We start from the raw sequence: 23,579 nt of genomic DNA, 5'->3' as shown, positions 1-23,579 counted from the left end.
TAAAAAAGCCGCCCCTAGTGGGCGGCTTTTTTATTTTTGAAGTTTTGGGGCTTCTTCGATCAGAGACCTTCAATCTCTTGCTGCCTGGATCTATAGGTGCAAGATAATCGCCCCGACCAGCACTAACGCAACCCCTGACACCTGCACCGCCGACAGCCGTTCCTTGAAGAACACAAACCCCAGAATCGCTGCAATCCCGCCCGACAAAGTACTGATCACCGTCACTACTGACACCGACCCCGCCATCGCTCCCCACGAAAACGCCGAGAAACCGCCCAGGTTCATCAAACTCGCCCCGGTCAATGCCGCGCAGTTTTTTAGCGGCGGGATTTTCAAACCGTCCTTGATGTTAAGCACCATAACCACCAGCACGCACAGACCCACCAGGTAGCCGAGCCACAGCATAATGATTGGCCCCAGCACCGGCAGTGTGTAGCGGCCTTGCAGCCAGAAACTGGTGCCATACAGCAACGCGGCGAGCATGGCGTAGGCGATGGAAAGGCGTGGGTTGTTGTGGGGGAGGTCGTTGTCCTTGTGGATGCTGGAGAGCATCACGCCGACCACGCACAAGGCGATGCAGCTCAGTTGCGTCAGGCTGATGTGCTCACCGCTGGCCCAAGACAGCAAGGTGGTCACCACGCCGTAGGACGTCACCAGCGGCGCGACGATGGCCGCTTTGCCGAGGGCGAAGGCCTTGGACAGCGCAAGGGCCCCGGAGACAGTGAGCAGGGCGGCGGCGATGCCCAGGAGCCAGACGCTCAGCGGGGCATCCAGGGATTTGAACAAGAGGCTGGGGAGAATGACCAAAAACAGCGTCATGATCAGGAAACCCAGTGCTTGGCCGAAATAGACGGCGCGTTTAACGCCCACGGCTCGGGCGTTGAGACCCACGAGAAAATCCGTGCCGCCCCAGAGCAGAGCTGCCAGCAGGCCCATTATTACGTCCATGTAAGGTCCTTGTGTTTCAGCTCAGGTTTTCCAGCGTCTGCGTGTCCCAGCTTTGGGTCTTGATAGCCAGGTACAGCATACCGATCGTCAGCGGCACTTTGTCACCTCGTCCCTTGGCTCGACGTTTGAGAAACACATCAAACACCGGTGGGTTGAAGTAACGATAAGTGTCGAAGTCGCCCAGGTCGAGCGCGAATTCCTGTTCCAGTGCTTCCATCAGTAGTTTGGCTTCTCCACCGTCGCAACCCAGGTCGAGGTTGATCGAGGTTTCCAGGCGAAGGGTCTTGTGTTCCGGCAGGCCGATTTCTTCGTGCAGCAGTTGCAGGAGATGCTGCATAACGACGTCTTCGGGGAAGTTGGGGGCGAGGTTCATTGGTAGGGGCACGCAGAAGTGGGTGAGGACAGGCTCTATGAGCCTGGCAAGAATAGAAACAGAGGAAATCGCTGAAGACAATGGCAACCTCGGGAAGACGAAATATCCAGGGCATTGCACATCGCATGAAGGCTTGGCAGTGCTTCAACAGGCAACACTGGTCTTTGTGGAGCGAGCTTGCCCGCGAAAAACCAAAGGAGGCCGCGCGCCTTCTGGTTTACCGCGTCATCGTTGACGATTTTCGCGATCGAGCTCGCTCCTACACAGGGTGTCGCTTAGATTTGCGGTTGTGCGGGTTGCAGTTGAACGTGTTGCGCAGCTTCCAGCAGATCCGTGGCTGCGCAAATGCGTTGATGGGCGGCGGACTGTGAGCGGGTTGGCCAGCCGGAAACAGCACTCCGACACGTCCGAAGACGTCCCCTACACAGCCGCCATAGCACTGCGATACATCAGCGAGCAGGCGGGATAAAAACCACGTCACATTCTGTATAAAAAAAACGCAAGCAGTCTGAATTCAGCGTATGTTTCACCGCAAAATCTCGTAGGGCGATTCCGCCCACCACTTAAAGGGAGTTAAGCATGGGTTTGCTTCGTGTCGCCTCGGCGATGTCATTGTGTGCGGTGGCGTTTTCAATTCAAGCCGAGCAATTGCCGATTGAGGTGCTGAGTGCGGTGGTCAAGGACCAGAAGATTGCCGATGCCGAAGTGCTGTTGCAGCGTAATGGTGCGCAAAACGTCGTGGGTCGTACCAACGCCCAGGGCCAGGTGACACTGACCAGCGAAGCGGCCGACGATGCGTCCAACCTGCTGATCATCAAAAAAGCCGGCTACTCGAATCTGGTGGTGAAGTGTCCTTGCGCAGGGATGACCTACGCCATCAGCCCGGTCATGGAAAACCTCGACGGCCTGCGGGTCGTGCTGACCTGGGGCAAAACCCCGGAAGACCTCGACTCTCACATGATCTTCCCTGGTAACAATATCTTCTTCGGCAACCAGAAAGGCACCGACGCCGAACTGGATGTGGATGACACCGACAGCTACGGCCCGGAAACCATCACCCTGCAGAAAAAGCACTACGGCGAAAGTTATGTCTACGCTGTGCATGACTTCACCAATAGCGGCAATCCAGGCTCTCGCCAGCTGTCCAACAGTGAGGCCAAGGTGTTCGTATACATGGGCCAATCCCTGGTACGCACCTACTACGTGCCGAAGAACCGTAGCGGTAACTTGTGGACGGTGTTCCGCATGACCGGTAGCGGTGATTTCCAGGACATCAACAATTTCAGTGGTGTGCAAGTCGATGCTCCGAACGTCCTCAACGAAGTCAAAGCGTTGCTGGATGACAGCGTTGCAGTGACCGCGGTGGCCGTCAGCTCTTCCGCACAAACCGATGCGAAGCGTCTGAACGTGCAGGGTGAAGCAGCCTACCAGGCAGGTAATCTGGACCAGGCCATCGAGCTGTTCCGTCAAGCCATCGAGTTGGATAACGGCTTCGGTAAAGCCTATGGCAACCTGGGCCTGGCGTATCAGAAGGCCGGTAACACCGCCGAGTCGATCTGGGCCAACCGCAAGGCTATCGCCCTGGCTACCGGTGCGAATGCTGCAACCGTGCGTGCAGGGGCCTACTACAACATTGCGCGCATCTACGAAGCTGCGGGGCAGTTCCCGGACGCCTTGCGTCACTACCAGTTAGCCAAGGAGCAGAAGGCCAACCCGGTGTATGACACGGCGATCGAGCGGGTACAGAACCGCTGATTCAGCCCCTGCTGTAGAACTAAGAATGTGGGGTGGGGTTTGCTCCCTCCCACATTTGGATCTGTATCTTTCCTGCCGGCACCTCGGATTATTCCCCCTTCGGCCCTGGGCCATCCCTGACCCCATGTATCATCCTGTCTCTTTTTACTTGCGACCTTTCTCGATTCGCTGAGATTCACAGGCTATGTTTTCCAGCCATCTCAGCAGTCAATGGAGTGACAGCCTATGCACGACACCCTCCAACAGGTCTTCGGTTATCCACAGTTCCGCCCGGGCCAGGAACAAACGGTCAGGGCCGTGCTGGCCGCCCGTTCGGCAGCCGCGATCTTCCCTACAGGGTCGGGCAAGTCCTTGTGTTACCAGCTATCGGCCGTGCTGCTTCCGCATCTGACGTTGGTGGTGTCGCCGTTGTTGGCGTTGATGCAGGATCAATTGGGCTTTCTGCAGCGTCACGGGATTTCAGCCGGCAGTATCGACTCGGCCCAGAGCCGCGATGAGGCCAATGAGGTAATGGCCCGTGCTCGCTCGGGCGAGCTGAAAATCCTGATGATTTCCGTGGAGCGCTTGAAGAACGAGCGTTTTCGTAATTTCCTGCAAAGCGTGCAGATCTCTCTGCTGGTGGTGGACGAGGCGCACTGTATTTCGGAGTGGGGCCATAACTTCCGCCCGGACTATTTGAAGCTTCCAGACTACCAACGGCAGTTCAATATCCCACAGGCGCTGCTGCTGACGGCCACGGCCACGCCCAAGGTGATTGCCGACATGCAGGCCAAGTTCAGCATTGCACCGCAGGATGTGGTGACCACTGGTTTCTACCGGCCCAACCTCAATTTGCTGGTGGAGCCGGTAAGCGGCCCCGACAAGCGTCGGCGTTTGGTCGAGTGGATGAGCGAGCGCGCCAACCAGCCGAGCATCGTCTATGTCACCCTGCAGAAGACCGCCGAGCAGATTGCCGAGCACCTGAATCGCAATGGCATCCAGGCTCAGGCCTACCATGCCGGTTTGCCCCACGATAAACGTGAGGGCATCCAGCAACGCTTCATGGGTGGACGCTCCAATTGCATCGTCGCCACCATCGCGTTTGGCATGGGCATCGACAAAAGTGATATCCGCAATGTGGTGCACTTCGACTTGCCCAAGTCCATTGAGAACTACAGTCAGGAAATCGGCCGTGCCGGGCGCGACGCTCAAGCCTCCGACTGCCTGGTACTGGCTAATCGCGACAGCCTCAACGTGCTGGAGAATTTCGTTTATGGTGATACACCCGAGCAAGAGGGCATTCTGCGTGTGCTGGAGGCATTGCAGGCGGCGCGGCCAGAGGGGCAATGGGAGTTTTTGCTGAGGTCATTGTCTGAGCACAGCAATATCCGCGAGTTGCCGCTCAAGACGTTGCTGGTGCAGTTGGAACTCAAGGGCGTGATTGCGCCGCGCTACGCGTTCTATGCTGAATACCGTTTCAAATACCTGGTCGAACCTGAGGCGTTGCTGGCAAGGTTTTCGGGGGAGCGACAACAGTTCGTCGCAGCGATCATCGAGGTGTGCAAGCGTGCGCGAACCTGGGCGACGGTGGATTTTGACGCGCTGTATCAGCAGCACAACGCCGAACGCAATCGAGTGGTGAAAGCCCTGGATTACTTTCAGGAGCAAGGCTTGATCGAACTCGAAAGCAAGCAGATGACCGAGGTCTACAGCCTGCTCGATACCGACTTTGATCCACAGGCCTTGAGCGCCGAGTTATACACAGGCTTCAAGCAGCACGAGGTTACCGAGGTGGCGCGGATTCACGCCATGCTGGATCTGTTCGCCACCGAACGCTGCCTGGGGCAGCGCCTGGCCGAATATTTTGGCGACGAAAACGCACCTCAACGTTGCGGGCACTGTTCGGTATGCCACGGCCGTGTGGCGCACCTTCCGCCACCGCCAAGCTTACCGCCCCTTGTGGATAAAAATTTCATGGAGCTGTGCGGGGATTTTATCCACAGGCATCATGCATTGACGGGCCAATTGCCCGGCTCCGAGCGGTTGACGCGGTTTCTCGGTGGTATCAGCGTGCCCTTGTTCAATTCATTGAAGGCGCGGGGTATCCCGGGGTTTGCTGCGCTGGAGGATTACCCTTACGCCGAAGTGCGCGAATGGGCCGAAGCCCATCTGAAACACCTGTAAATTCACTTCACGAGACCCGCCCATGCCTGATTCAGTGCCAACACGTGCCGACTACCCCCACTTGCAACCGATTATCACGCGTTGGCACGACAACGATGTGTACGGCCATGTGAACAACGTCACCTACTACAGCTTCTTCGACACCACGGTGAATACCTACCTGATCGAACAGGGAGGGTTGGATATTCATGACGGTGAAGTGGTGGGATTTGTGGTGAGTTCTGCGTGCGACTATTTCGCGTCGGTTGCCTTTCCCGAACGCATTGACGTCGGCTTGCGGGTGGGCAAGTTGGGCAATAGCTCAGTGCAGTATGAATTGGCGGTGTTCAAGGCGGGCGAGGAGGACGCCTGCGCGGCGGGGCGTTTTGTACATGTGTTCGTGGATCGAGGGTCGAACCAGCCGGTCACTATTCCGGCGATGTTGCGCGAGGCGTTGCAGCGTTTGGTGGTGTAGGCGCGCACGCCTACACCCAGGACGAAGGCTTCAGGCCTTATCAATCATCATAACGGTGGTGATGCTTGTTCTTGCGATGCCCATAAGCGTGACCGCGCCCGCGATGGTCATCACGGTCGTAGCGACGGTTGTCACGGCCACGGTAATGGCGGTCTTCGTCATCGCTCTTGTTGCCCATGTAGTTGCCCAGTGCGCCACCTGCGCCGCCACCGGCTGCTGCGCCGATCAGGCTACCGGTGCTGCCGCCGACACTGCGGCCAACCACGTTGCCGCCTGCTGCGCCCAGTGCGCCGCCAATGGCGGCTTCGCCACGGCTGCGTTTGTCGGCGCCGACCGCACTGCCACCCGCGCCGCCCAATGCCGCACCGATGGTCGAACCGGTGTTGCCGCCTAGCTGCTGGCCAACAACTGAACCTAGAACCCCGCCCAATGCGCCGCCCACGCCTGCTTCGGCGGTGCCACCGGCCATGGCTGCGCCACTGACCAGGCCAAGGGACAACAAGAGAATCGAGGAGAACTTCATTAGGGAGACCTCAAGAGGATGACGGCGCGATCTTGGGGCTGTATCGATACTGTGACAATAGAAATCCGACCAGTAGCACGAGTTGTACACAATTCTATAACTTACTGTTTTTACTGGGGAACTTAAGTCTTTTTTATGAGTCTTTAGCTACTTGGGAAAGGCCGCTTTTATGCAAAAGCGGCCTTTTTTGTGCCTGGAATTTACGCCGAGCGCGCCATGATCAGGCCGTCGTCACTCGCCGCCTCCAGGCAAATAGCCACGAACTTCGATGTCGGTGTATGGCTGCCATCCCCGGTGCTTTCCAGTGGCACCAGCGGGTTCACTTCCGGGTAGTAAGCGGCTGCCTGCCCTGCCGGAATATCAAATGCGAGCAAGGTGAAGCCCTTCACACGGCGCTCACGCCCGTCTTCCCACAGCGACACGATGTCGGCTTTCTGCCCGGGCTTGAAGCCCAGGCGGATGATGTCGGCTTCGTTGACAAAGAGCACGTCACGCTGGCCTTTCACCCCACGGTAGCGGTCATCCAGGCCGTAAATAGTGGTGTTGTACTGATCATGGGAACGCATTGACTGCATGATCAGGTCCGGCACGCGGCCGGTCGCATGGGTGCGCTCGTGAATCAGGTCTTCAGGCAGGATATTCGGACGGAAGTTGGCGCGCCCCGAAGGGGTGTTCCAGCGACGCGCGCCGGCAGCGTTGCCCAGGTAGAAACCGCCCGGATGCTTGATGTTTTCGTTGAAGTCCTTGAAGCCCGGGATGGTGTCGGCGATCAGGTCGCGAATGCGTCCGTAGTCAGCCACCAGCCAGTTCCAATCCACCGGCTTGCTGCCCAGGGTAGCGGCGGCGATACCGGCCAGGATCGCAGGTTCGGATTTCATCAACTTCGACAACGGTTGCAGCTGGCCATTGGAGCCGTGAACCATGCTGAACGAGTCTTCCACGGTGACCGCTTGCGGGCCGTTGGCCTGGATGTCGATATCGGTACGGCCCAGGCATGGCAGGATCAGCGCATCCTTGCCATGCATCAGGTGGCTGCGGTTGAGCTTGGTGCTGATCTGCACCGTCAGGTCGCAGTTGCGCAGGGCCTGGAAGGTACGCAGGCTGTCTGGCGTGGCTTGTGCGAAGTTGCCGCCCAGGCCGATAAACACTTTGGAACGGCCTTCGAGCATGGCGTGGATCGCTTCGACCACGTTGTGACCGTTCGTGCGTGGCACCTGGAACTGGAAGCGGCGCTCCAGCGCATCAAGGAAGGCCACCGGCGGGCGTTCGTTGATGCCCATGGTGCGGTCACCCTGCACGTTACTGTGGCCACGCACCGGGCACAGGCCGGCGCCTGGACGACCGATGTTGCCGCGCAGCAGCATCAGGTTGGCAATTTCCTGGATGGTGGGTACCGAGTGGCGGTGTTGGGTGATGCCCATCGCCCAGCACATGATCACGTTCTTGCCTGTGGCGTACATTCGCGCCGCTTGCTCGATTTCCACCAGGGTCAGGCCGGACTGCTTGACGATTTCATCCCAGGAGGTGTCGTCGATCTGGCCCAGGTAATCGAGCACGTTGGCGGTGTGGGCGTTGAGGAAATCGTGATCGAACACGGCTTCCTTACCTTCAGCCTGGGCCTGGCGCTCCCACAGCAGCAGGAACTTGGCCATGCCGCGAAGGATGGCCATGTCGCCGCCCAGTGCGGGGCGGAAATAGGCGGTGTTGGTCGGCTTATCGCCGTTGGTCAGCATTTCCAGCGGATGTTGCGGATGCTGGAAGCGCTCCAGGCCGCGCTCCTTGAGCGGGTTGATGCACACCACCTGAGCGCCACGCTTGACGGCTTCGCGCAGCGGTTCAAGCATGCGCGGGTGGTTGGTGCCGGGGTTCTGGCCCCAGACGAAAATCGCGTCGGCATGTTCGAAGTCATCGAAGGTCACGGTGCCTTTGCCCACGCCGACGCTCTGCGCCAAAGCCACGCCGCTGGCCTCGTGACACATGTTCGAACAATCCGGGAAGTTGTTGGTGCCGTAGGCGCGCACGAACAGCTGATACAGGTAGGCCGCTTCGTTGCTGGCACGGCCCGAGGTGTAGAACTCGGCCATGTCCGGGCTGGGCAGTGCGTTAAGGTGTTTGCCGATCAGCTCGAAGGCGGCTTCCCAACTAATGGGCTTGTAGCGGTCCGTCTCGGCGTCATAGCGCATCGGCTCGGTCAGGCGGCCTTGATACTCCAGCCAATAGTCACTCTGTTCCAGCAACGCGCTGACACTGTGCTTGGCAAAGAAAGCCGCGTCGACACGGCGTTTGGTGGCTTCCCAGTTAACCGCCTTGGCGCCGTTCTCGCAGAACTTGACCATGCCGCTTTCCGGCGAGTCGCCCCAGGCGCAGCCTGGGCAGTCAAAGCCGCCGTTCTGGTTGGTCTTGAGCATCATGCGCAGGTTTTTCAGCGCGTTGTCGCTGGTCAGCCAGGCTTGCGCCACGCTGATCAGTGCGCCCCAGCCACCGGCCGGGCCTTTATAGGGCTTGTAGCGCGGGGTAGGGGTTTGGTCGGCTTGGTGATGATTGCTCATGGCGGGTCTCCATCGCAGGGCTGTAAACCCGCGCGTACTACTCTGCGGCAGTGCTACCAGCGGATTGATCTAGGCTTAGACTAGGCGCGACAAAGGGTCGCGTCTAATTGCCAGTATTGATCTATTGATAGATGGCGTCGATCACGGGTCTTTGGTCGGCGTGGAACCCAAGTCTGTAGGACTGGTCTAGTCTTGGGCATCTGGAAACCAAATCCCAAGGAGAGCGCACTATGAGTATTCTCAGTTTTGTTAAGGAAGCAGGCGAAAAGCTGATCAATCTGCTGACGCCCGGTAATGCCAGCGCCAGTGACGAGCTGAAAAAGCATATCCAGGATGTCGGGCTGGGTAATCCGAACGTGCATGCCACCGTTGACGGTGACAAGGTCACGATTACCGGTGAAGTGGCCAGCCAGGAAGAGAAAGAAAAAATCATCCTGGCGGCAGGCAATATTGCCGGCGTAGCCAGTGTGGATGATCAAATCACTGTATCCGGGCCAGCTGTTGCGGCTGCCCGTTTCGTCGTAGTGAAAAAAGGTGACACCCTCAGCGCGATCTCGCTGGCGGTGTACGGTAATGCCAACCTGTACAACAAGATCTTTGAGGCCAACAAGCCATTGTTGTCACATCCTGACAAGATCTACCCAGGGCAGACGCTGCGTATTCCTGAGTAACAGGCTGGGCCTGATGAGGGAGGGGGGCAACCCCCTCCCTCATTGCGTTAAAGGCCGGCAATCAGATCACGGTAGTCTCCGACGGCGGCAAACTCTGCGGTGTCCTTGGGGCCTTTTCGGCTATCCGGTTCCTTCACTGCCAGCAAATGGCTCACGCCGAAATCCCGGGCGCTGCGCAGGATCGGCAAGGTGTCGTCGATGAACAGGCTGCGTGCCGGGTCGAAGCCGATGTCGGCGTGCAGGGCGTGCCAGAACTGCGGGTTTTCCTTGGCGAAGCCATAGTCGTGGGAACTGATCAAACGCTCGAAATACGGCGCCAGTTCAATGCGTTCCAACTTCAATGACAACGAATCACGATGAGCATTGGTGATCAGGATCACGCGCTTGCCGGCCTGCTTGATCGCCGCCAGAAAAGTGTCCGCATCCGGGCGCAAGGCGATCAGGTGGGCGGTTTCCAGCTTGAGCTCACGCACCGGAATGTTCAGCTCCGTGCTCCAGAAATCCAGGCAATACCATTGCAACTGTCCGGCGTTACGCTCGAACAGAGGCTGCAACTCCATTTCGGCCATGGCGCGGCTCACCCCATGCAGCTCGGCATAGCGCTGGGGCAGGTGCTCCATCCAGAAGTGGTTGTCGTAATGCAGGTCGAGCAAGGTGCCGTCCATGTCCAGCAAGACGGTGTCGATGGCGTGCCAGGGCAAAGAGGGCATGGGGTGGTCTCATGTAAGTAAAGATATCCGACACAGACAATCGGAAAAGCCACGGTATAGTAACCCGATCACGCCAAGGAGCCGCTTATGCGCCAGAAACCCACCGTTCTCGCCCGAGAAATAGTCGCCAGTAGCCGTTTGTTCCGCGTGGAGGAAGTGCAATTGCGCTTTTCCAATGGCGTTGAGCGCACCTACGAACGCCTGGTGGGGCGTGGTACCGGTTATGGGGCGGTGATGATTGTGGCGATGATCGATGCCGATCATGCGTTGTTGGTGGAAGAGTACTGCGGCGGTACCGATGAATATGAGTTGTCCCTTCCCAAGGGCTTGATCGAGCCCGGAGAAGACGTGCTGGCGGCGGCAAACCGCGAACTCAAGGAGGAAGCCGGCTATGGCGCGCGTCAACTGGAACACCTCACCGAACTCTCGCTGTCGCCTGGTTACATGAGCCAGAAAATCCAGGTGGTATTGGCCACCGATCTCTACGAAGAACGCCTGGAAGGCGATGAGCCAGAGCCGATGCGGGTGGACCGGGTCAACCTGCGCGAGCTGTCGCAGTTGGCGCAGAACGAGCAGTTCAGCGAAGGCCGCGCCCTGGCCGCGTTGTATCTGGTGCGAGACCTGTTGACCCAGCGTGGAGCGTTTATCGTATGAGCGAACTGTTTCTGGGCCATCCGTTTATCGCTCCAGTGATCGAGCTGGCACGCCAGGCCGGTGAGGTCATCCTGCCTTACTGGCGGGCCGATGTTGCCGTCACCTCCAAGGCTGACGACTCCCCCGTGACGGCGGCGGACCTGGCCGCTCACCATCTGATTCTGGCCGGCCTGACCGCGCTGGACCCGAGTATTCCGGTGCTGTCCGAAGAGGACGCGAATATAGACCAGAGCGTACGTGCCGGCTGGCAGCGGTGGTGGCTGGTGGACCCGTTGGATGGCACCAAGGAATTTATCGGCGGCAGTGAAGAGTTCACCGTCAACATCGCGCTGGTTGAGCAGGGCCGCGTGGTATTTGGCGTGGTCTCCATGCCGACCAGTGGTCGCTGTTATTTCGGTGGCGCGGGCCTTGGCGCCTGGCGTTCCGATGTAAATGAAGCGCCCAGGCAGATTCAGGTGCGCGAGGCACCGGCAGTGGGCGAACCCTTTACGGTGGTTGCCAGTCGTCGCCATACCAGCCCTGAGCAGGAGCGCCTGCTGGACGGTTTGAGTGCCGGGTTGGGCGAGCTGAAGCTGGCCAATATCGGCAGTTCGTTGAAGTTTTGCCTGTTGGCCGAGGGCAGTGCCGATTGCTACCCGCGGCTGGCGCCGACGTCGCAATGGGACACCGCCGCTGCTCAAGGTGTGCTCGAAGGCGCAGGCGGTGAAGTGTTGGAGTTGAGTGGCGAGCCGTTCAGTTACCCGGCCCGGGAATCATTGCTGAATCCGTTCTTCCTGGCTCTGCCGGCCAAGGCGGCCTGGCGCGAGCGATTGCTGGCCCTGGCCCGCCGTTAAGATCCCACACGCCAAAATGTGGGAGGGGGCTTGCTCCCGATAGCGGTGGGCCAGTCGACATATTCGTTAACTGACACAGCGCTATCGGGAGCAAGCCCACACATTCAGTTTTGCGTCGTAGCATCTAGCGGTGCAGGACGTACTGCCCAGTGAAGGCCACAGCGCGATCTGCACTGCCCTCGTTCACAATCCACGTCTCCAGCATCAGGCGTGCACGGCCATAGCGCTTGTACGTCGCCACGAAGCGCTTCCACACCTTTTCTTCGGGGGCAGGGCACACTACGGTGGCATCCCGTGTGACCGGCAGCGGATAACTGATCTGTCCTTCCTGGATGACGATGTGCCCATCCTCAACCCCTTCTTCACGCAGCTTCAAGTGCAACCAGCCCCAGCCGGCCAATACCGCGCCGCAGTAGAGACTGCCGCCAAACATGGGGCTCTTGTGGTTGATGTTGGCCTGCAACGGCAGATGCAGCGCCAATTTGCCCTGTTGCCAGTCGAGTACCTTGAGACCCATTTCCCGGGTGAGGGGGATGTCATGGTGCAGCACGGATTCCAGGTAACGGCTGTCGCGGTTCATGTGGGCCTCTTGGTGTGTGTGGGTCATTCTTCGTCGGTACTCTGGTTGGCGAAGATCAAGCCGTGCTTGCGCAATTTGTCGTGCAGGGTTTTGCGCGGGATGCCGAGCGCCTCGGCGAGGCTGCGCACGGAGCTGTGGGGGCGCGTCAGTTCGGCGGCGATCAGGCTTTTTTCGAACTGTTCGACTTGTTCGCTCAAGCCGCCCGGTGTGGAGGTGAGCACGGCCGTGGAAGGGCTGTCCTGGGTGTTGTCCAAGGCCAGTTCCAGGCCCAAGGCGAAGCGCTCGGCTGCATTCTGCAGTTCGCGCACATTGCCCGGCCAGCTGTGGCGCAACAGCAGCGCACGCTGGCCCGGTTGCAACTCCTGCAATGGCAGGCCGTGGCGGCTGCCGGCTTCGTCCGCGAAGTGTTGGAACAGCATCAACGCATCTTCCCCTCGTTCACGCAGCGGCGGAATGCGCAACGGAGCGACGTTTAGCCGGTAATACAGGTCGGCACGGAAGCGCCCTTGGTCGGCGGCCTGGCGCAGATCTTCCTTGGTGGCGGCAATGATGCGGATATCGAGCGGGATCAGTTGGTTACCACCCAGACGCTCGACCACGCGCTCCTGCAGCAGGCGAAGCAGCTTGACCTGGACATCCAGGCTCATGCTTTCGATTTCATCGAGGAACAGTGTGCCGCCGTTGGCAAATTCGAACTTGCCGATACGGCGCTTCTGCGCGCCGGTAAAAGCACCGGGCTCGTGGCCGAACAGTTCGCTTTCCACCACCGATTCGGCCAGGGCGCCGGCGTTGATCGCGACGAACGGCCCGCTGCGCCGGCTCGACAAGTCATGCAGCGCACGCGCCACGACTTCCTTGCCGGCGCCGGTTTCACCGAGGATCAGCACGTCGGCCTTGGTCGCCGCCAGGGCACCGATCTGCTCGCGCAGGCGCAGCATTTGTGGCGAGTGCCCCACCAGGCGTGTGCTCAGTTGCTGGCGGTCGCTGAGGGCCAGGCGCAGGCTGCGGTTGTCCAGCACCAGGCGGCGCAGCGCCAGGGCGCGGCGCACGCTATCGAGCAGGGCGTCGCTGGCGAAGGGTTTTTCCAGAAAGTCGTAGGCCCCGGCACGCATGGCTTGCACCGCCAACGGCACGTCGCCGTGGCCGGTGATCAACAGCACCGGCAGGTCCGGGTCCTGGCCGTGCAGTTCGGCGAGCAGCTCCAGGCCGTCCATGCCGGGCATGCGAATGTCGCTGACCACTACCCCTGGCCAGTCCCGCGTCAAGCGCGCAGTGAGGCCGGTCGCTTCACCCAGCGTCAGGACAGCCAGCCCGGCCAGGTCCAGGGTCTGGCACAGGGCCTGACGCAGGTGTGGATCGTCGTCGATCAACACCACCTGAATCTGGTTATCGATACTCATACACTGCGGTCCTCGGACGGTTGCAGACTGACGCCCGGCGAACCGGCACGCAATTTCAAGGTTAACAACGCGCCGCCTTCCTTGTGGTTGGCAAATAGCAGTTCGCCGCCAAAGGCACGCATCAGGGTTTCGCAGATCGCCAGGCCCAACCCCAAGCCCTGGGTGCGGGTCTTGGTGGTGTAGAACGGTTCGCTGGCGCGGCCCAGGGCTTCCATGCAAAACCCGGGGCCGTTGTCGCGAATGTACAGGTTGACGCCCTGTTCAGTGGTTTGGGCACTCAACCAGAGTTTTCGCGGCGGGCCTTTTTCGGTGAGGGCGTCCAGGGCGTTGGCCAGCAGGTTGCCAAGCACTTGGCGCAAGCGGGTTTCCCCGGCTTGCACCCATAAGGTCGCCTCCGGCAGATCGCGGATCAGTTCGACTTCCATCGACCGCCGCCGCTTGGCCAGCAACGCCAGTGCATCATCCAGCGCCGGCTGCAGGGCCACGCTTTCCGGTGCATGGCGGTCGCGCCGGGCGAACGCACGCAGGTGCGCGATGATCGAGGCCATGCGCCCGGTCAGTTCGCTGATCAGCTTGAGGTTGCCCCGGGCGTCGTTGGTACGTTCATGGTCGAGCAGGATCTCGGCGTTTTCTGCATAACTGCGGATCGCTGCCAGGGGCTGATTCAGTTCGTGGCTGATGCTCGCCGACATGGTGCCCAGGGCTGACAGCTTGCCGGCTTGCACCAGGTCATCCTGGGCGCGCACCAGTTCCTGCTGAGCGTGCTCGCGTTCCAGTACTTCCTGTTTCAAACGCCGGTTAAGGCCCTCCAGATCGCTGGTACGCTCGGCCACGCGCGCTTCCAGCTCGCGGCGCGCCTTGGCTTCGAAGGCAATGCGCTCCAGGTAATGCCGCCGACGTTGCATCATCAGCCCCAGCAACAGCATCAACACCAACAGCGTCGCGCCACCGACGGCGACCACCGTGCGCACCGGGCGATTGATCAGCGAGCGTGGCGCGAGGATCTCCACATTCCAGCCGGTTTCGGCGATGGCCGTGGATTGACGCAGCCATGCCGTGGCACTCAGCGCCAGCGGCTGTGGGTCGCGGGTGGGGTAGGGTTGGATCGCGATAATCGCCTCACGCTCTGCGGCGCTCAGTGGCCGGGTGGCGCGAAACCGCCATTGCGGGCGCGAGGTCAGGATTACCACGCCATTGTGGTCGGTCACCAACAGCTGTTCCGGTGTATTGCCCCACAGGCTTTCGGTATGGTCCAGGTCGACCTTGACCACCAGTACGCCGATGATCTTTTCGCCATCGCGCACGGCGGCGGCAAAGAAGTAGCCGCGCTTGGCCGAAGTGGTACCCAGGCCGAAAAAACGCCCCAGACGCCCAGCCATGGCCTCGCTGAAATACGGTCGGAACGAGAAGTTACGGCCGACGAAACTGTCTTGCTTGTCCCAGTTGGAAGCCGCCAGGGTTTTGCCGGAGGTATCCATCAGGTACATCACTTCTGCCCCGGCCTGGGCGGCGACGTCCTGGAGCAACTGGTTGGCGTTGGCCAGGTTGGTGCTCACCTGAGGCGCGTCCAGGGCCGTGCGCAGGGCGGGCAGGTCCCCCAGGATCTGCGGCAAGACTTCGTAGCGGTGCAGGGTGCCCAACAGGTTGGCCACGTACAGGTCGAGGGTTTGCCGGTTCTGACCCGCCAACTCGCTGCCGTAATAGCGCTCGGCCAAGTGTTCCAGCGGCCACAGCAGCGGGGCCAGGCATAACGCCAACAGGGCGAGGCTGCGCCAGCGAGGTCTTCGTGGAAGGGGTGGAGTCATGGAAGTCATGCGCCTGTGGGTACAGGCGCATTATGCCTAGTGCTGCCCTGCAAGACACTCGCGTAATGCGTCTTGCCAACGCGGCTGGCTGACCTGCCATTGTTGCTGCAGGCGGCTGCAATCCAGACGCGAGTTCAGCGGGCGCTGGGCGGGCGTCGGGTAAGCGCTGGACGGGATCGCTTCCAGCTCGGCGCAAGGCTTGCCTTGCGCACGCAGGTGTTCGCCAATCGCCTGGGCAAAGCCGAACCATGAGGTCTCGCCCTGGGCGGTCAGGTGATACACCCCCCATTCACCCGCTTCGCCAGCCAACCAGCGCTCGATCAGGGCGCGGGTACTCTCGGCGATGCTGCCGGCCCAGGTCGGCGCGCCGATCTGGTCAGCGACGATGCGCATGTGCGGTTTTTCTTGCAGCAGACGCTGCATGGTCAGCAGGAAATTCTTGCCGTGGCTCGAATACACCCAGCTGGTACGTAAAATCAGGTACTCCCCGCCCACCGCTGCAATCGCCTGCTCGCCCGAAAGCTTGCTCTGGCCATAGACGCCCAGCGGGTTTGGCGCGTCGTTTTCGGTATACGGCGCCGGCTTGGTGCCATCGAACACGTAGTCGGTCGAGTAGTGAATCAGTGGGATGCCCAGGGCCTTGGCTTCTTCGGCAAGGATGCCGGGCGCGGTTGCGTTGATGGCAAACGCTGCATCCGGTTCGCTTTCGGCCTGATCGACAGCGGTGTGAGCCGCAGCATTGATGATCAGGCCGGGGCGATGGGTGCGAACCTGTTGGCGGATCTGCTCGACGTTGGCCAGGTCGAGTTGGTCGCGGCCCAGTACGATGAGTTCGCCCAGGCCCAGGAGCCGCTGTTGCAGCTCCTGGGAGACTTGGCCGTGTTGGCCGGTGATCAAGATTTTCAGACGGGAGGTCACGAGAACACGTCCGCGTCTTTGAAACTCTTGCCGTTCTGGTCTTTGGCGGACAGGATCGGCGGGCCATCGAGTTGCCAGTCAATGTTGAGCGTGGGGTCGTTCCAACTGATGCAACGTTCGGCTGCCGGCGTGTAATAGTCGGTGGTTTTGTAGAGGAACTCGGCGTAATCACTGAGTACCACAAAACCATGGGCGAACCCCGGTGGAATCCACAGTTGGCGACTATTGCCGGCAGACAGGCGCACGCTGGCCCATTTGCCGAAGTTGGGCGAACTGCGGCGGATATCCACCGCCACGTCCAGAACCTCACCGGCTGTCACACGCACCAGTTTGCCCTGGGCGTGCTCGACCTGATAGTGCAGGCCCCGCAACACGCCCTTTTGCGAGCGTGAGTGGTTGTCCTGCACAAACTGCTGTTGCAACCCGGTGGCTTGTTCAAAGTGCCGGGCGTTGAAACTTTCATAGAAAAAACCGCGATCATCGCCAAAAACCTTCGGTTCGATGATCAATACACCGGGCAATTCAGTCGCGGTTACATTCATTTAGTGTCCTCGTCGGCCAGTGAGTACAGGTATTGACCATAGCCGGTTTTTCCAAAGTATTTGGCGCGCTCCAGCAGATAGTCGCGGTCGATCCAGCCGTTCTGATAGGCGATCTCTTCCAGGCAAGCAACTTTCAGGCCCTGGCGATGCTCGATGGTCTGCACGTAGGTTGAAGCTTCCAGCAGGCTGTCATGGGTGCCAGTGTCGAGCCAGGCGAAGCCGCGGCCGAAACGTTCAACGTGGAGGTCACCTCGCTTGAGGTAGGCGTTGTTGACATCGGTGATTTCCAATTCGCCACGCGGCGAAGGCTTGACCGCCTTGGCAATCTGGATCACGTCGTTGTCGTAGAAATACAGCCCGGTCACGGCATAGCTCGACTTGGGCTTCGCCGGTTTCTCTTCGATGGACAGGGCACGGCCGTCCTTGTCGAAGTCGATCACGCCGAAACGCTCAGGATCCTTGACCCAATAGCCAAACACGGTGGCGCCGGACGGGCGTTGGGCCGCGGTGCGCAACTGCTCGCCGAAGTGCTGGCCGTGGAAAATGTTGTCGCCCAGGATCAGGCACACCGGGTCTTCACCGATGAATTCTTCACCAATGATGAAGGCTTGAGCCAGCCCGTCCGGAGACGGCTGTTCGGCATAGCTGAAGCGCACGCCGAACTGGCTGCCGTCACCCAGCAGGTTACGATACTGCGGCAAGTCCGTTGGTGTAGAAATCACCAGGATGTCCTTGATCCCCGCCAGCATCAGCACCGAGATCGGGTAGTAGATCATCGGCTTGTCGTAAACCGGCAACAGTTGCTTGGACACGCCCAGGGTGATGGGGTGCAAACGGGTGCCGGAACCGCCGGCCAATACAATACCCTTCATCATGCGATCAGATCCTTTGCGTCAGTGTTGCCGAGTCGTTCACCTTGATAACTGCCATCCTGGACCCTGCGGCACCATTCCAGGTTGTCGAGGTACCACTGCACGGTCTTGCGCAGACCGGTTTCGAAGGTTTCTTGCGGAACCCAGCCCAGCTCGCGTTCGATCTTGCTGGCATCGATCGCGTAGCGTTGATCGTGGCCTGGGCGATCCTTGACGAAGGTGATCAGGTCGGTGAATTTTTCCACGCCGGCCGGGCGTTGCGGCGCCAGTTCTTCGAGCAGGGCGCAGATGCCGCGCACCACATCGATGTTCTTCTGCTCATTGTGACCACCAATGTTGTAGGTCTCGCCGACTACGCCGGTGGTTACCACCTTGAGCAGGGCACGGGCGTGGTCTTCGACGAACAGCCAGTCGCGCACTTGCAAACCATCGCCATAGACCGGCAGTGGCTTGCCCGCGAGGGCGTTGAGGATGACCAGCGGGATCAGCTTCTCGGGGAAGTGGAACGGCCCGTAGTTGTTCGAGCAGTTGGTCAGCAACACCGGCAGGCCATAAGTGCGCTGCCAGGCGCGTACCAGGTGGTCGGAGGCTGCCTTGCTCGCGGAATAAGGTGAGCTGGGTGCGTAAGGCGTGGTTTCAGTGAAGAGATCGTCTACACCGTGCAGGTCGCCGTATACCTCATCCGTGGAGATGTGGTGAAAGCGGAACGCGCTTTTGGCCGGTTCTGCCAGCTTCTGCCAATAAGCCCGTGTGGCTTCCAGCAGGCTGTAGGTACCGACGATGTTGGTCTGGATAAAATCCGACGGACCGTCAATGGAGCGGTCGACATGGGACTCGGCCGCCAGGTGCATGATCGCCTGCGGCTCGAAGCGCGCCAGTACGGCACTGACGGTGGCCTGGTCGACGATGTCGGCCTGGACGAACTCATAGCGGCTGTTGGACGCGATGCTGGTCAGCGACTCAAGGTTGCCGGCGTAGGTGAGTTTGTCCAGGTTAAGCACTTCGTGCTCAGTGTGTTCTATCAGGTGGCGAATCAGGGCGGAGCCAATAAATCCGGCACCGCCGGTGATGAGAATGCGCATGTCGAGGGCCTTTTCCTTAGACGGACACTGGGCGAAAGAAGCATAGCTTGAGTTGTGAGGCGGGCTGGTGCAAGCACGGCGAGCATGAGGGGTTGATTAACTGCCCATAACAATGGCGATATAGACGCCTGAAAAAACAGAGGGCGTCACAATGTTGCTTGCCACATTGATCCATCGTGCCAGTTTGCCTTGCCCACAAGTGAGCCCTGACCAAGCGGCGCAATTACTCAAGCAGCATTATGGCCTTGATGGTTCCTTGCAGTCATTGGGTAGCCAACAAGACGTCAACTACAAGATCGACAGCGAGCGTGGCCGGTTTGTTCTGAAAATCAGCCGGGGCGATTACGCCGCCATTGAATTACAGGCCCAGCATGCCGCCCTCAAGGACCTGCAGGGACGCGAGCACCTACGTGTGCCGAAGGTCATCCAGAGCCTCAAGGGCGACGAACTGCTGACGGTAAGCCTCGATGACCAAACCCTGCATCTGCGGCTGTTGGAGTATATCGACGGCCGGCCCCTGACCGATTTGCCGCACCTGAGCCGCGAAGTGATCCAAGGCTTCGGAGCGCTGTGCGGGCGGATGAGCCAGGCCCTGGCGGGCTTCGAACACCCGGGCCTGGAGCGTACCCTGCAGTGGGACCCGCGCCATGCACAGGAACTGATCACCCATTTGTTGACGACTCTGCAGGATCTGCCTCAGCGCGCCGCCCTGGCACAGGTGGCCCGGCAGGTCGAAGCGTACGTGAAGCCTCTGGCGCAACGGTTGCCATGGCAGGCGGTGCATATGGACATCACTGACGACAATGTCGTGTGGCAGCGCGACGCCCAGCGGCATTGGCAATGCCAGGGCGTGATTGATTTCGGTGATCTGGTGCACACCTGGCGCATTGCCGACCTGTCAGTCACCTGCGCGGCGCTGCTGCACCATGCCGAAGGGGATCCGTTTGCCATTTTGCCGGCGATCCAGGCGTGCCACGCAGTCACGCCGTTGCAACGCGAAGAGCTGCAAGTGCTATGGCCGTTGATCGTCGCCCGTGCGGCGGTGCTGGTGCTGAGCAGCGAACAGCAGCAACGCCTGGACCCGGACAATGCTTACCTGTTGAAAAACGCCGAGCACGAGTGGGAAATCTTCCATGTGGCGACATCGGTACCGTTCGAGTTGATGGAGGCCGCGATCTTCAGTTGCCTCGGTGACACGTTGCCGACGATTGCCGAGCAGGACTTTGCCCCTTTGCTGCCTGGCCTGGTAGGACGTGAGTTTGCGTTGATCGACCTGGGCGTACTCAGCCCGCATTTCGAGGCCGGCAACTGGGAAGTGCCGGGTATCGACCACCGGCTGCTGGATGAGGCGGCGGCGGTGCATGGGCTGGCGGCCAGCCGATATGGGCAGTATCGGTTGTCGCGCACGCGCCCCGACAGCGCCGCCGAGCCGGAAACCTTTGCCCTGCATGTGGAGCTGCATCTTCCCCATGGCAGTATCGTACAAGCGCCTTTTGCCGGGACATTGCACGCGGGCGCCGACGGTTTAGTGTGTTTGCAGGGTACGCCATTGAGCCTGCGCTTATGGGGCGTGAAGACGCAGTTGACGCCTGGCTCGGCACTGGTCAAAGGGCAGGTCCTGGGGCAAGTGCAGGCGCCACTCACGGTCCAGTTGTGCCGGGCGGAGCTTGAGCCGCCGTTGTTTTGCACGCCCTCCAGGGCGCCGGCCTGGCAGGCGCTTTGCCCCTCACCCGCAACACTGTTGGGCCTGGCCTGTGATGCCGAGCCGGAACTGGACCCCGAAGCCCTGCTGGCGCGACGTGACGCCAGTTTCGCGCGTTCGCAGAAGCACTATTACGTCGATCCGCCGCGTATCGAGCGGGGTTGGCGCAACCACCTGATCGATATGCAGGGCCGTTCCTACCTGGACATGCTCAACAACGTGGCGGTGCTGGGCCATGGTCACCCGCGTATGGCCGCAGTGGCGGCGCGGCAATGGTCGTTGCTCAATACCAACTCGCGCTTTCACTACGCGGCGATTGCCGAGTTCTCCGAACGTTTGCTGGCGCTGGCGCCGGATGGCATGGACCGGGTATTCCTGGTCAATAGCGGCACCGAGGCCAACGATCTGGCGATCCGCCTGGCATGGGCCTACAGCGGCGGGCGCGACATGCTCAGCGTGCTGGAGGCGTACCACGGTTGGTCGGTGGCGGCGGATGCGGTGTCCACTTCGATTGCCGACAACCCCCAGGCATTGAGCAGCCGCCCGGATTGGGTGCACCCGGTGACCGCACCGAATACCTATCGAGGTGAGTTCCGCGGGCCGGACAGCGCGCCGGATTACGTACGAAGCGTGGAGCATAACCTGGCGAAAATCGCCGCGAGCAAACGCCAGTTGGCGGGCTTCATCTGCGAGCCGGTGTACGGCAATGCCGGTGGAATTTCCCTGCCGCCGGGCTATTTGCAGCAGGTATATAGCCTGGTACGTGCCCAGGGCGGTGTGTGTATCGCCGATGAGGTGCAAGTGGGCTACGGCCGCATGGGGCATTTTTTCTGGGGCTTTGAGGAGCAGGGCGTGGTGCCGGACATCATCACTATGGCCAAAGGCATGGGCAACGGCCAGCCGCTGGGTGCGGTAATCACCCGACGGGAGATCGCCGAGGCGCTGGAGGCCGAGGGCTATTTCTTCTCGTCGGCAGGGGGGAGCCCGGTCAGTTGCCGTATCGGCATGGCGGTACTGGATGTGATGGAGGAAGAAAAGCTGTGGGAAAACGCCCAGGTAGTGGGAGGGCATTTCAAGGCTCGCCTGGAGGCACTGATCGACCGTCACCCATTGGTAGGGGCTGTTCACGGCTCTGGGTTCTATCTGGGATTGGAGCTGGTTCGTGATCGGCATACCTTGGAGCCCGCCACTTTCGAGACCGCGCTGTTGTGCGATCGTCTGCGCGAGCTGGGCATCTTCATGCAGCCGACCGGCGACTATCTCAACATCTTGAAGATCAAGCCGCCGATGGTCACGTCCAGGCGCAGCGTGGATTTCTTCGTCGACATGCTGTCGAAGGTGCTGGATGAGCAATTGTAAGTAGCCGATTTTTATCGGCCAATTTATGTAATATCTTCCTTGTATGATCTTTTATTGCTTTTAAAGTCGATTTTTATCCGCTATAAAGTCGGCCATTCCCCCATTCGGAGTCCTGAACGCCATGACCACCCTGCACAGCACACCTCGCGCCGATGGCTTCTATATGCCCGCCGAATGGGCGCCACAGACCCAAACCTGGATGATCTGGCCCGAGCGCCCGGACAACTGGCGCCTGGGCGGCAAACCGGCGCAGGCGGCTCATGTGGCGGTGGCCAAGGCGATTGCGCGTTTTGAGCCGGTGACGGTTGTTGTTTCCGCCGGCCAGTACGAAAACGCCCGCGCACGTTTGGATGTGCCCAATATCCGTGTCGTGGAAATGTCCAGCGACGACGCCTGGGTGCGAGACACCGGCCCGACTTTTGTCATCAACAACAGCGGTGAGGTGCGTGGGGTTAACTGGGACTTCAACGCCTGGGGCGGTTTTGACGGGGGGTTGTATGCGCCGTGGAACCGTGACTCGCAGGTGGGCGGCAAGATCCTGGAGATCGAGCGCGCACCGCGTTACCGCACCGAAGGGTTCGTGCTGGAAGGCGGTTCCATCCATGTCGACGGCGAAGGCACGCTGATCACCACCGAAGAATGCCTGCTGAACCGTAATCGCAACCCGCATCTGGACCGCGCGGCCATCGAGTCCGTGCTGAGCGTCAATCTGGCTGTGGATAAGATTATCTGGCTGCCGGACGGTCTGTTCAACGACGAAACCGACGGCCATGTGGATAACTTCTGCTGCTACGTACGCCCAGGCGAAGTGCTGCTGGCCTGGACCGACGACCCGCAAGACCCGAACTATGCGCGCTGCCACGCGGCCATGGATGTGCTGCAAAGTAGCACTGACGCACAGGGACGCTCGTTCATCGTGCACAAAATGCCGATCCCGGGGCCGCTGTTCGCCACCGAGGAAGAGTGCGCAGGCGTGGACCCGGTGGATGGCAGCCAGGAGCGTAACCCGAGCGTTCGGTTGGCCGGTTCCTATGTCAACTTCCTGATCGTCAACGGCGGCATCATCGCGCCGAGCTTTGACGATCCGATGGACGGCCAGGCCAGGACCATCCTGCAGCACCTGTTCCCGCAGCACGAAGTGGTGATGGTGCCGGGCCGTGAACTGTTACTGGGTGGCGGTAATATCCATTGCCTGACCCAACAACAGCCCGCCCCGCACAAAAACTGAGTGCAGTTGTAACAGCGCTGGCATCAGCGCTGCGCGCTACCTCTTTAGAGCGCCCATAGCAAGCCCGCGGCCCAGCAATGTCGCGGGCTTTTTTATGCTCTAAAGCCTGCAAATACGGGACATTGGCATAGCTCTTGTATCGGTGTTGTCACCATGATCAAGGTTTGATGACCGCGCAGTTCTGTCACAAACCTTGAGTAAGTTAGCCGCTCACGCAGTAGGAGAGAGCGCTGAAATGAATGCCGATATCAACCTGATCTACACGCGCCCGTTCCACCCGACGCGGGTCAACGGTGATGCGATCCACGCATTGGCGCTGTGGTTGAAGGCAAATGGTCCGCGACCAGTCAGGCGGGCAGACCTGCGCAGCGTGGTGATGCAGCGCTATCCGGTGGGGTTGTTCAGTGACGATGAAGTGCAAGCATTGTGTGAGTTATTGAAGAACTGAAGAGCGCCAC

The 23,579-nt window shown here is 60.2% G+C and carries 21 protein-coding genes; 9 read left to right on the top strand and 12 right to left on the bottom strand.

Going from position 1 to position 23,579, the window contains the following annotated elements:
* Nucleotides 1-90 precede the first annotated feature (90 nt).
* A complete protein-coding gene (locus MJP36_RS00735; protein WP_244384634.1) occupies nt 91-948 on the bottom strand; it encodes a DMT family transporter in 858 nt (285 codons plus the stop codon).
* 16 nt (nt 949-964) lie between these two features.
* Nucleotides 965-1,321, bottom strand: a complete 357-nt coding sequence (locus tag MJP36_RS00730) for a DUF1493 family protein (protein ID WP_104995235.1) — start codon at nt 1,319-1,321, stop codon at nt 965-967.
* A gap of 579 nt (nt 1,322-1,900) precedes the next feature.
* Here MJP36_RS00730 and MJP36_RS00725 point away from each other — a divergent pair.
* The 3 genes from MJP36_RS00725 (at nt 1,901) to MJP36_RS00715 (ending at nt 5,693) form a co-directional block, all read left to right on the top strand.
* Complete coding sequence (locus MJP36_RS00725; RefSeq protein WP_060754658.1) at nt 1,901-3,076, top strand: tetratricopeptide repeat protein; 1,176 nt, start codon at nt 1,901-1,903, stop codon at nt 3,074-3,076.
* A 225-nt stretch (nt 3,077-3,301) separates the two neighbouring features.
* Nucleotides 3,302-5,239, top strand: coding sequence for a RecQ family ATP-dependent DNA helicase (locus MJP36_RS00720; RefSeq protein WP_244384632.1), 1,938 nt, complete (start codon nt 3,302-3,304; stop codon nt 5,237-5,239).
* A 22-nt stretch (nt 5,240-5,261) separates the two neighbouring features.
* The gene (locus MJP36_RS00715) at nt 5,262-5,693 is read left to right on the top strand and encodes an acyl-CoA thioesterase (RefSeq protein ID WP_104995237.1); all 432 of its coding nucleotides are present in this window, start codon (nt 5,262-5,264) and stop codon (nt 5,691-5,693) included.
* 40 nt (nt 5,694-5,733) lie between these two features.
* Here MJP36_RS00715 and MJP36_RS00710 read toward each other — a convergent pair whose 3' ends face one another.
* Together MJP36_RS00710 and MJP36_RS00705 are read right to left on the bottom strand one after the other, a co-directional pair.
* Nucleotides 5,734-6,216 (bottom strand): glycine zipper domain-containing protein, encoded by a 483-nt coding sequence (locus MJP36_RS00710; RefSeq protein ID WP_060754655.1) that lies wholly within the window; start codon nt 6,214-6,216, stop codon nt 5,734-5,736.
* Between the two features lie 200 nt (nt 6,217-6,416).
* Nucleotides 6,417-8,765: an FdhF/YdeP family oxidoreductase gene (locus MJP36_RS00705; protein WP_244384631.1), complete on the bottom strand. Its 2,349-nt coding sequence runs from the start codon at nt 8,763-8,765 to the stop codon at nt 6,417-6,419.
* Between the two features lie 230 nt (nt 8,766-8,995).
* Between MJP36_RS00705 and lysM the strand changes: the two genes are divergently transcribed.
* Entirely contained in the window at nt 8,996-9,436 is a 441-nt protein-coding gene (gene lysM / locus MJP36_RS00700) for a peptidoglycan-binding protein LysM (protein WP_060754653.1), read from the top strand.
* A gap of 47 nt (nt 9,437-9,483) precedes the next feature.
* Here the strand turns inward: lysM and yrfG are convergent, their stop codons facing one another.
* Nucleotides 9,484-10,146, bottom strand: a complete 663-nt coding sequence (gene yrfG, locus MJP36_RS00695; protein WP_060754652.1) for a GMP/IMP nucleotidase — start codon at nt 10,144-10,146, stop codon at nt 9,484-9,486.
* An 87-nt stretch (nt 10,147-10,233) separates the two neighbouring features.
* Between yrfG and nudE the strand changes: the two genes are divergently transcribed.
* Complete coding sequence (nudE, locus tag MJP36_RS00690; RefSeq protein WP_060754651.1) at nt 10,234-10,800, top strand: ADP compounds hydrolase NudE; 567 nt, start codon at nt 10,234-10,236, stop codon at nt 10,798-10,800.
* Nucleotides 10,797-11,633 (top strand): 3'(2'),5'-bisphosphate nucleotidase CysQ, encoded by an 837-nt coding sequence (gene cysQ, locus MJP36_RS00685; protein WP_060754650.1) that lies wholly within the window; start codon nt 10,797-10,799, stop codon nt 11,631-11,633. The genes nudE and cysQ overlap by 4 nt, the downstream gene beginning before the upstream one ends.
* A 124-nt stretch (nt 11,634-11,757) precedes the next feature.
* Here the strand turns inward: cysQ and MJP36_RS00680 are convergent, their stop codons facing one another.
* Genes MJP36_RS00680 through rfbB form a run of 7 tightly spaced genes read right to left on the bottom strand, consistent with a single transcriptional unit; the run spans nt 11,758 to nt 18,832 of the window.
* Complete coding sequence (locus tag MJP36_RS00680) at nt 11,758-12,213, bottom strand: YiiD C-terminal domain-containing protein (protein WP_244384629.1); 456 nt, start codon at nt 12,211-12,213, stop codon at nt 11,758-11,760.
* Nucleotides 12,214-12,236: 23 nt separating this feature from the next.
* Nucleotides 12,237-13,613, bottom strand: coding sequence for a sigma-54-dependent transcriptional regulator (locus MJP36_RS00675; RefSeq protein ID WP_090367471.1), 1,377 nt, complete (start codon nt 13,611-13,613; stop codon nt 12,237-12,239).
* Nucleotides 13,610-15,418: a sensor histidine kinase gene (locus MJP36_RS00670; RefSeq protein WP_104995242.1), complete on the bottom strand. Its 1,809-nt coding sequence runs from the start codon at nt 15,416-15,418 to the stop codon at nt 13,610-13,612. Before MJP36_RS00670 ends, MJP36_RS00675 begins: the two co-directional genes overlap by 4 nt.
* Nucleotides 15,419-15,454: 36 nt before the next feature.
* On the bottom strand, nt 15,455-16,336 hold the full coding sequence (gene rfbD, locus MJP36_RS00665) for a dTDP-4-dehydrorhamnose reductase (RefSeq protein ID WP_244384627.1): 882 nt from the start codon (nt 16,334-16,336) through the stop codon (nt 15,455-15,457).
* Nucleotides 16,333-16,878, bottom strand: coding sequence for a dTDP-4-dehydrorhamnose 3,5-epimerase (gene rfbC, locus MJP36_RS00660; RefSeq protein ID WP_090367467.1), 546 nt, complete (start codon nt 16,876-16,878; stop codon nt 16,333-16,335). The genes rfbD and rfbC overlap by 4 nt, the downstream gene beginning before the upstream one ends.
* A complete protein-coding gene (rfbA, locus tag MJP36_RS00655) occupies nt 16,875-17,753 on the bottom strand; it encodes a glucose-1-phosphate thymidylyltransferase RfbA (protein WP_161547672.1) in 879 nt (292 codons plus the stop codon). Before rfbA ends, rfbC begins: the two co-directional genes overlap by 4 nt.
* Nucleotides 17,750-18,832 (bottom strand): dTDP-glucose 4,6-dehydratase, encoded by a 1,083-nt coding sequence (gene rfbB, locus MJP36_RS00650; protein ID WP_090367463.1) that lies wholly within the window; start codon nt 18,830-18,832, stop codon nt 17,750-17,752. Before rfbB ends, rfbA begins: the two co-directional genes overlap by 4 nt.
* 151 nt (nt 18,833-18,983) lie before the next feature.
* Here rfbB and MJP36_RS00645 point away from each other — a divergent pair, with 151 nt between their 5' ends.
* The 3 genes from MJP36_RS00645 to MJP36_RS00635 all read left to right on the top strand — a co-directional run bounded on the left by MJP36_RS00645 (nt 18,984) and on the right by MJP36_RS00635 (nt 23,569).
* On the top strand, nt 18,984-21,893 hold the full coding sequence (locus MJP36_RS00645) for an aminotransferase (protein ID WP_244384626.1): 2,910 nt from the start codon (nt 18,984-18,986) through the stop codon (nt 21,891-21,893).
* 121 nt (nt 21,894-22,014) lie between these two features.
* A complete protein-coding gene (gene aguA, locus MJP36_RS00640; protein WP_161547674.1) occupies nt 22,015-23,121 on the top strand; it encodes an agmatine deiminase in 1,107 nt (368 codons plus the stop codon).
* 235 nt (nt 23,122-23,356) lie between these two features.
* Entirely contained in the window at nt 23,357-23,569 is a 213-nt protein-coding gene (locus tag MJP36_RS00635) for a hypothetical protein (RefSeq protein WP_244384624.1), read from the top strand.
* The last annotated feature ends 10 nt before the right edge of the window (nt 23,570-23,579 follow it).

This window comes from Pseudomonas palleroniana (assembly GCF_022836895.1).
Lineage (GTDB): Bacteria > Pseudomonadota > Gammaproteobacteria > Pseudomonadales > Pseudomonadaceae > Aquipseudomonas > Aquipseudomonas palleroniana.
This window is presented reverse-complemented; position numbering and strand designations above follow the sequence as displayed.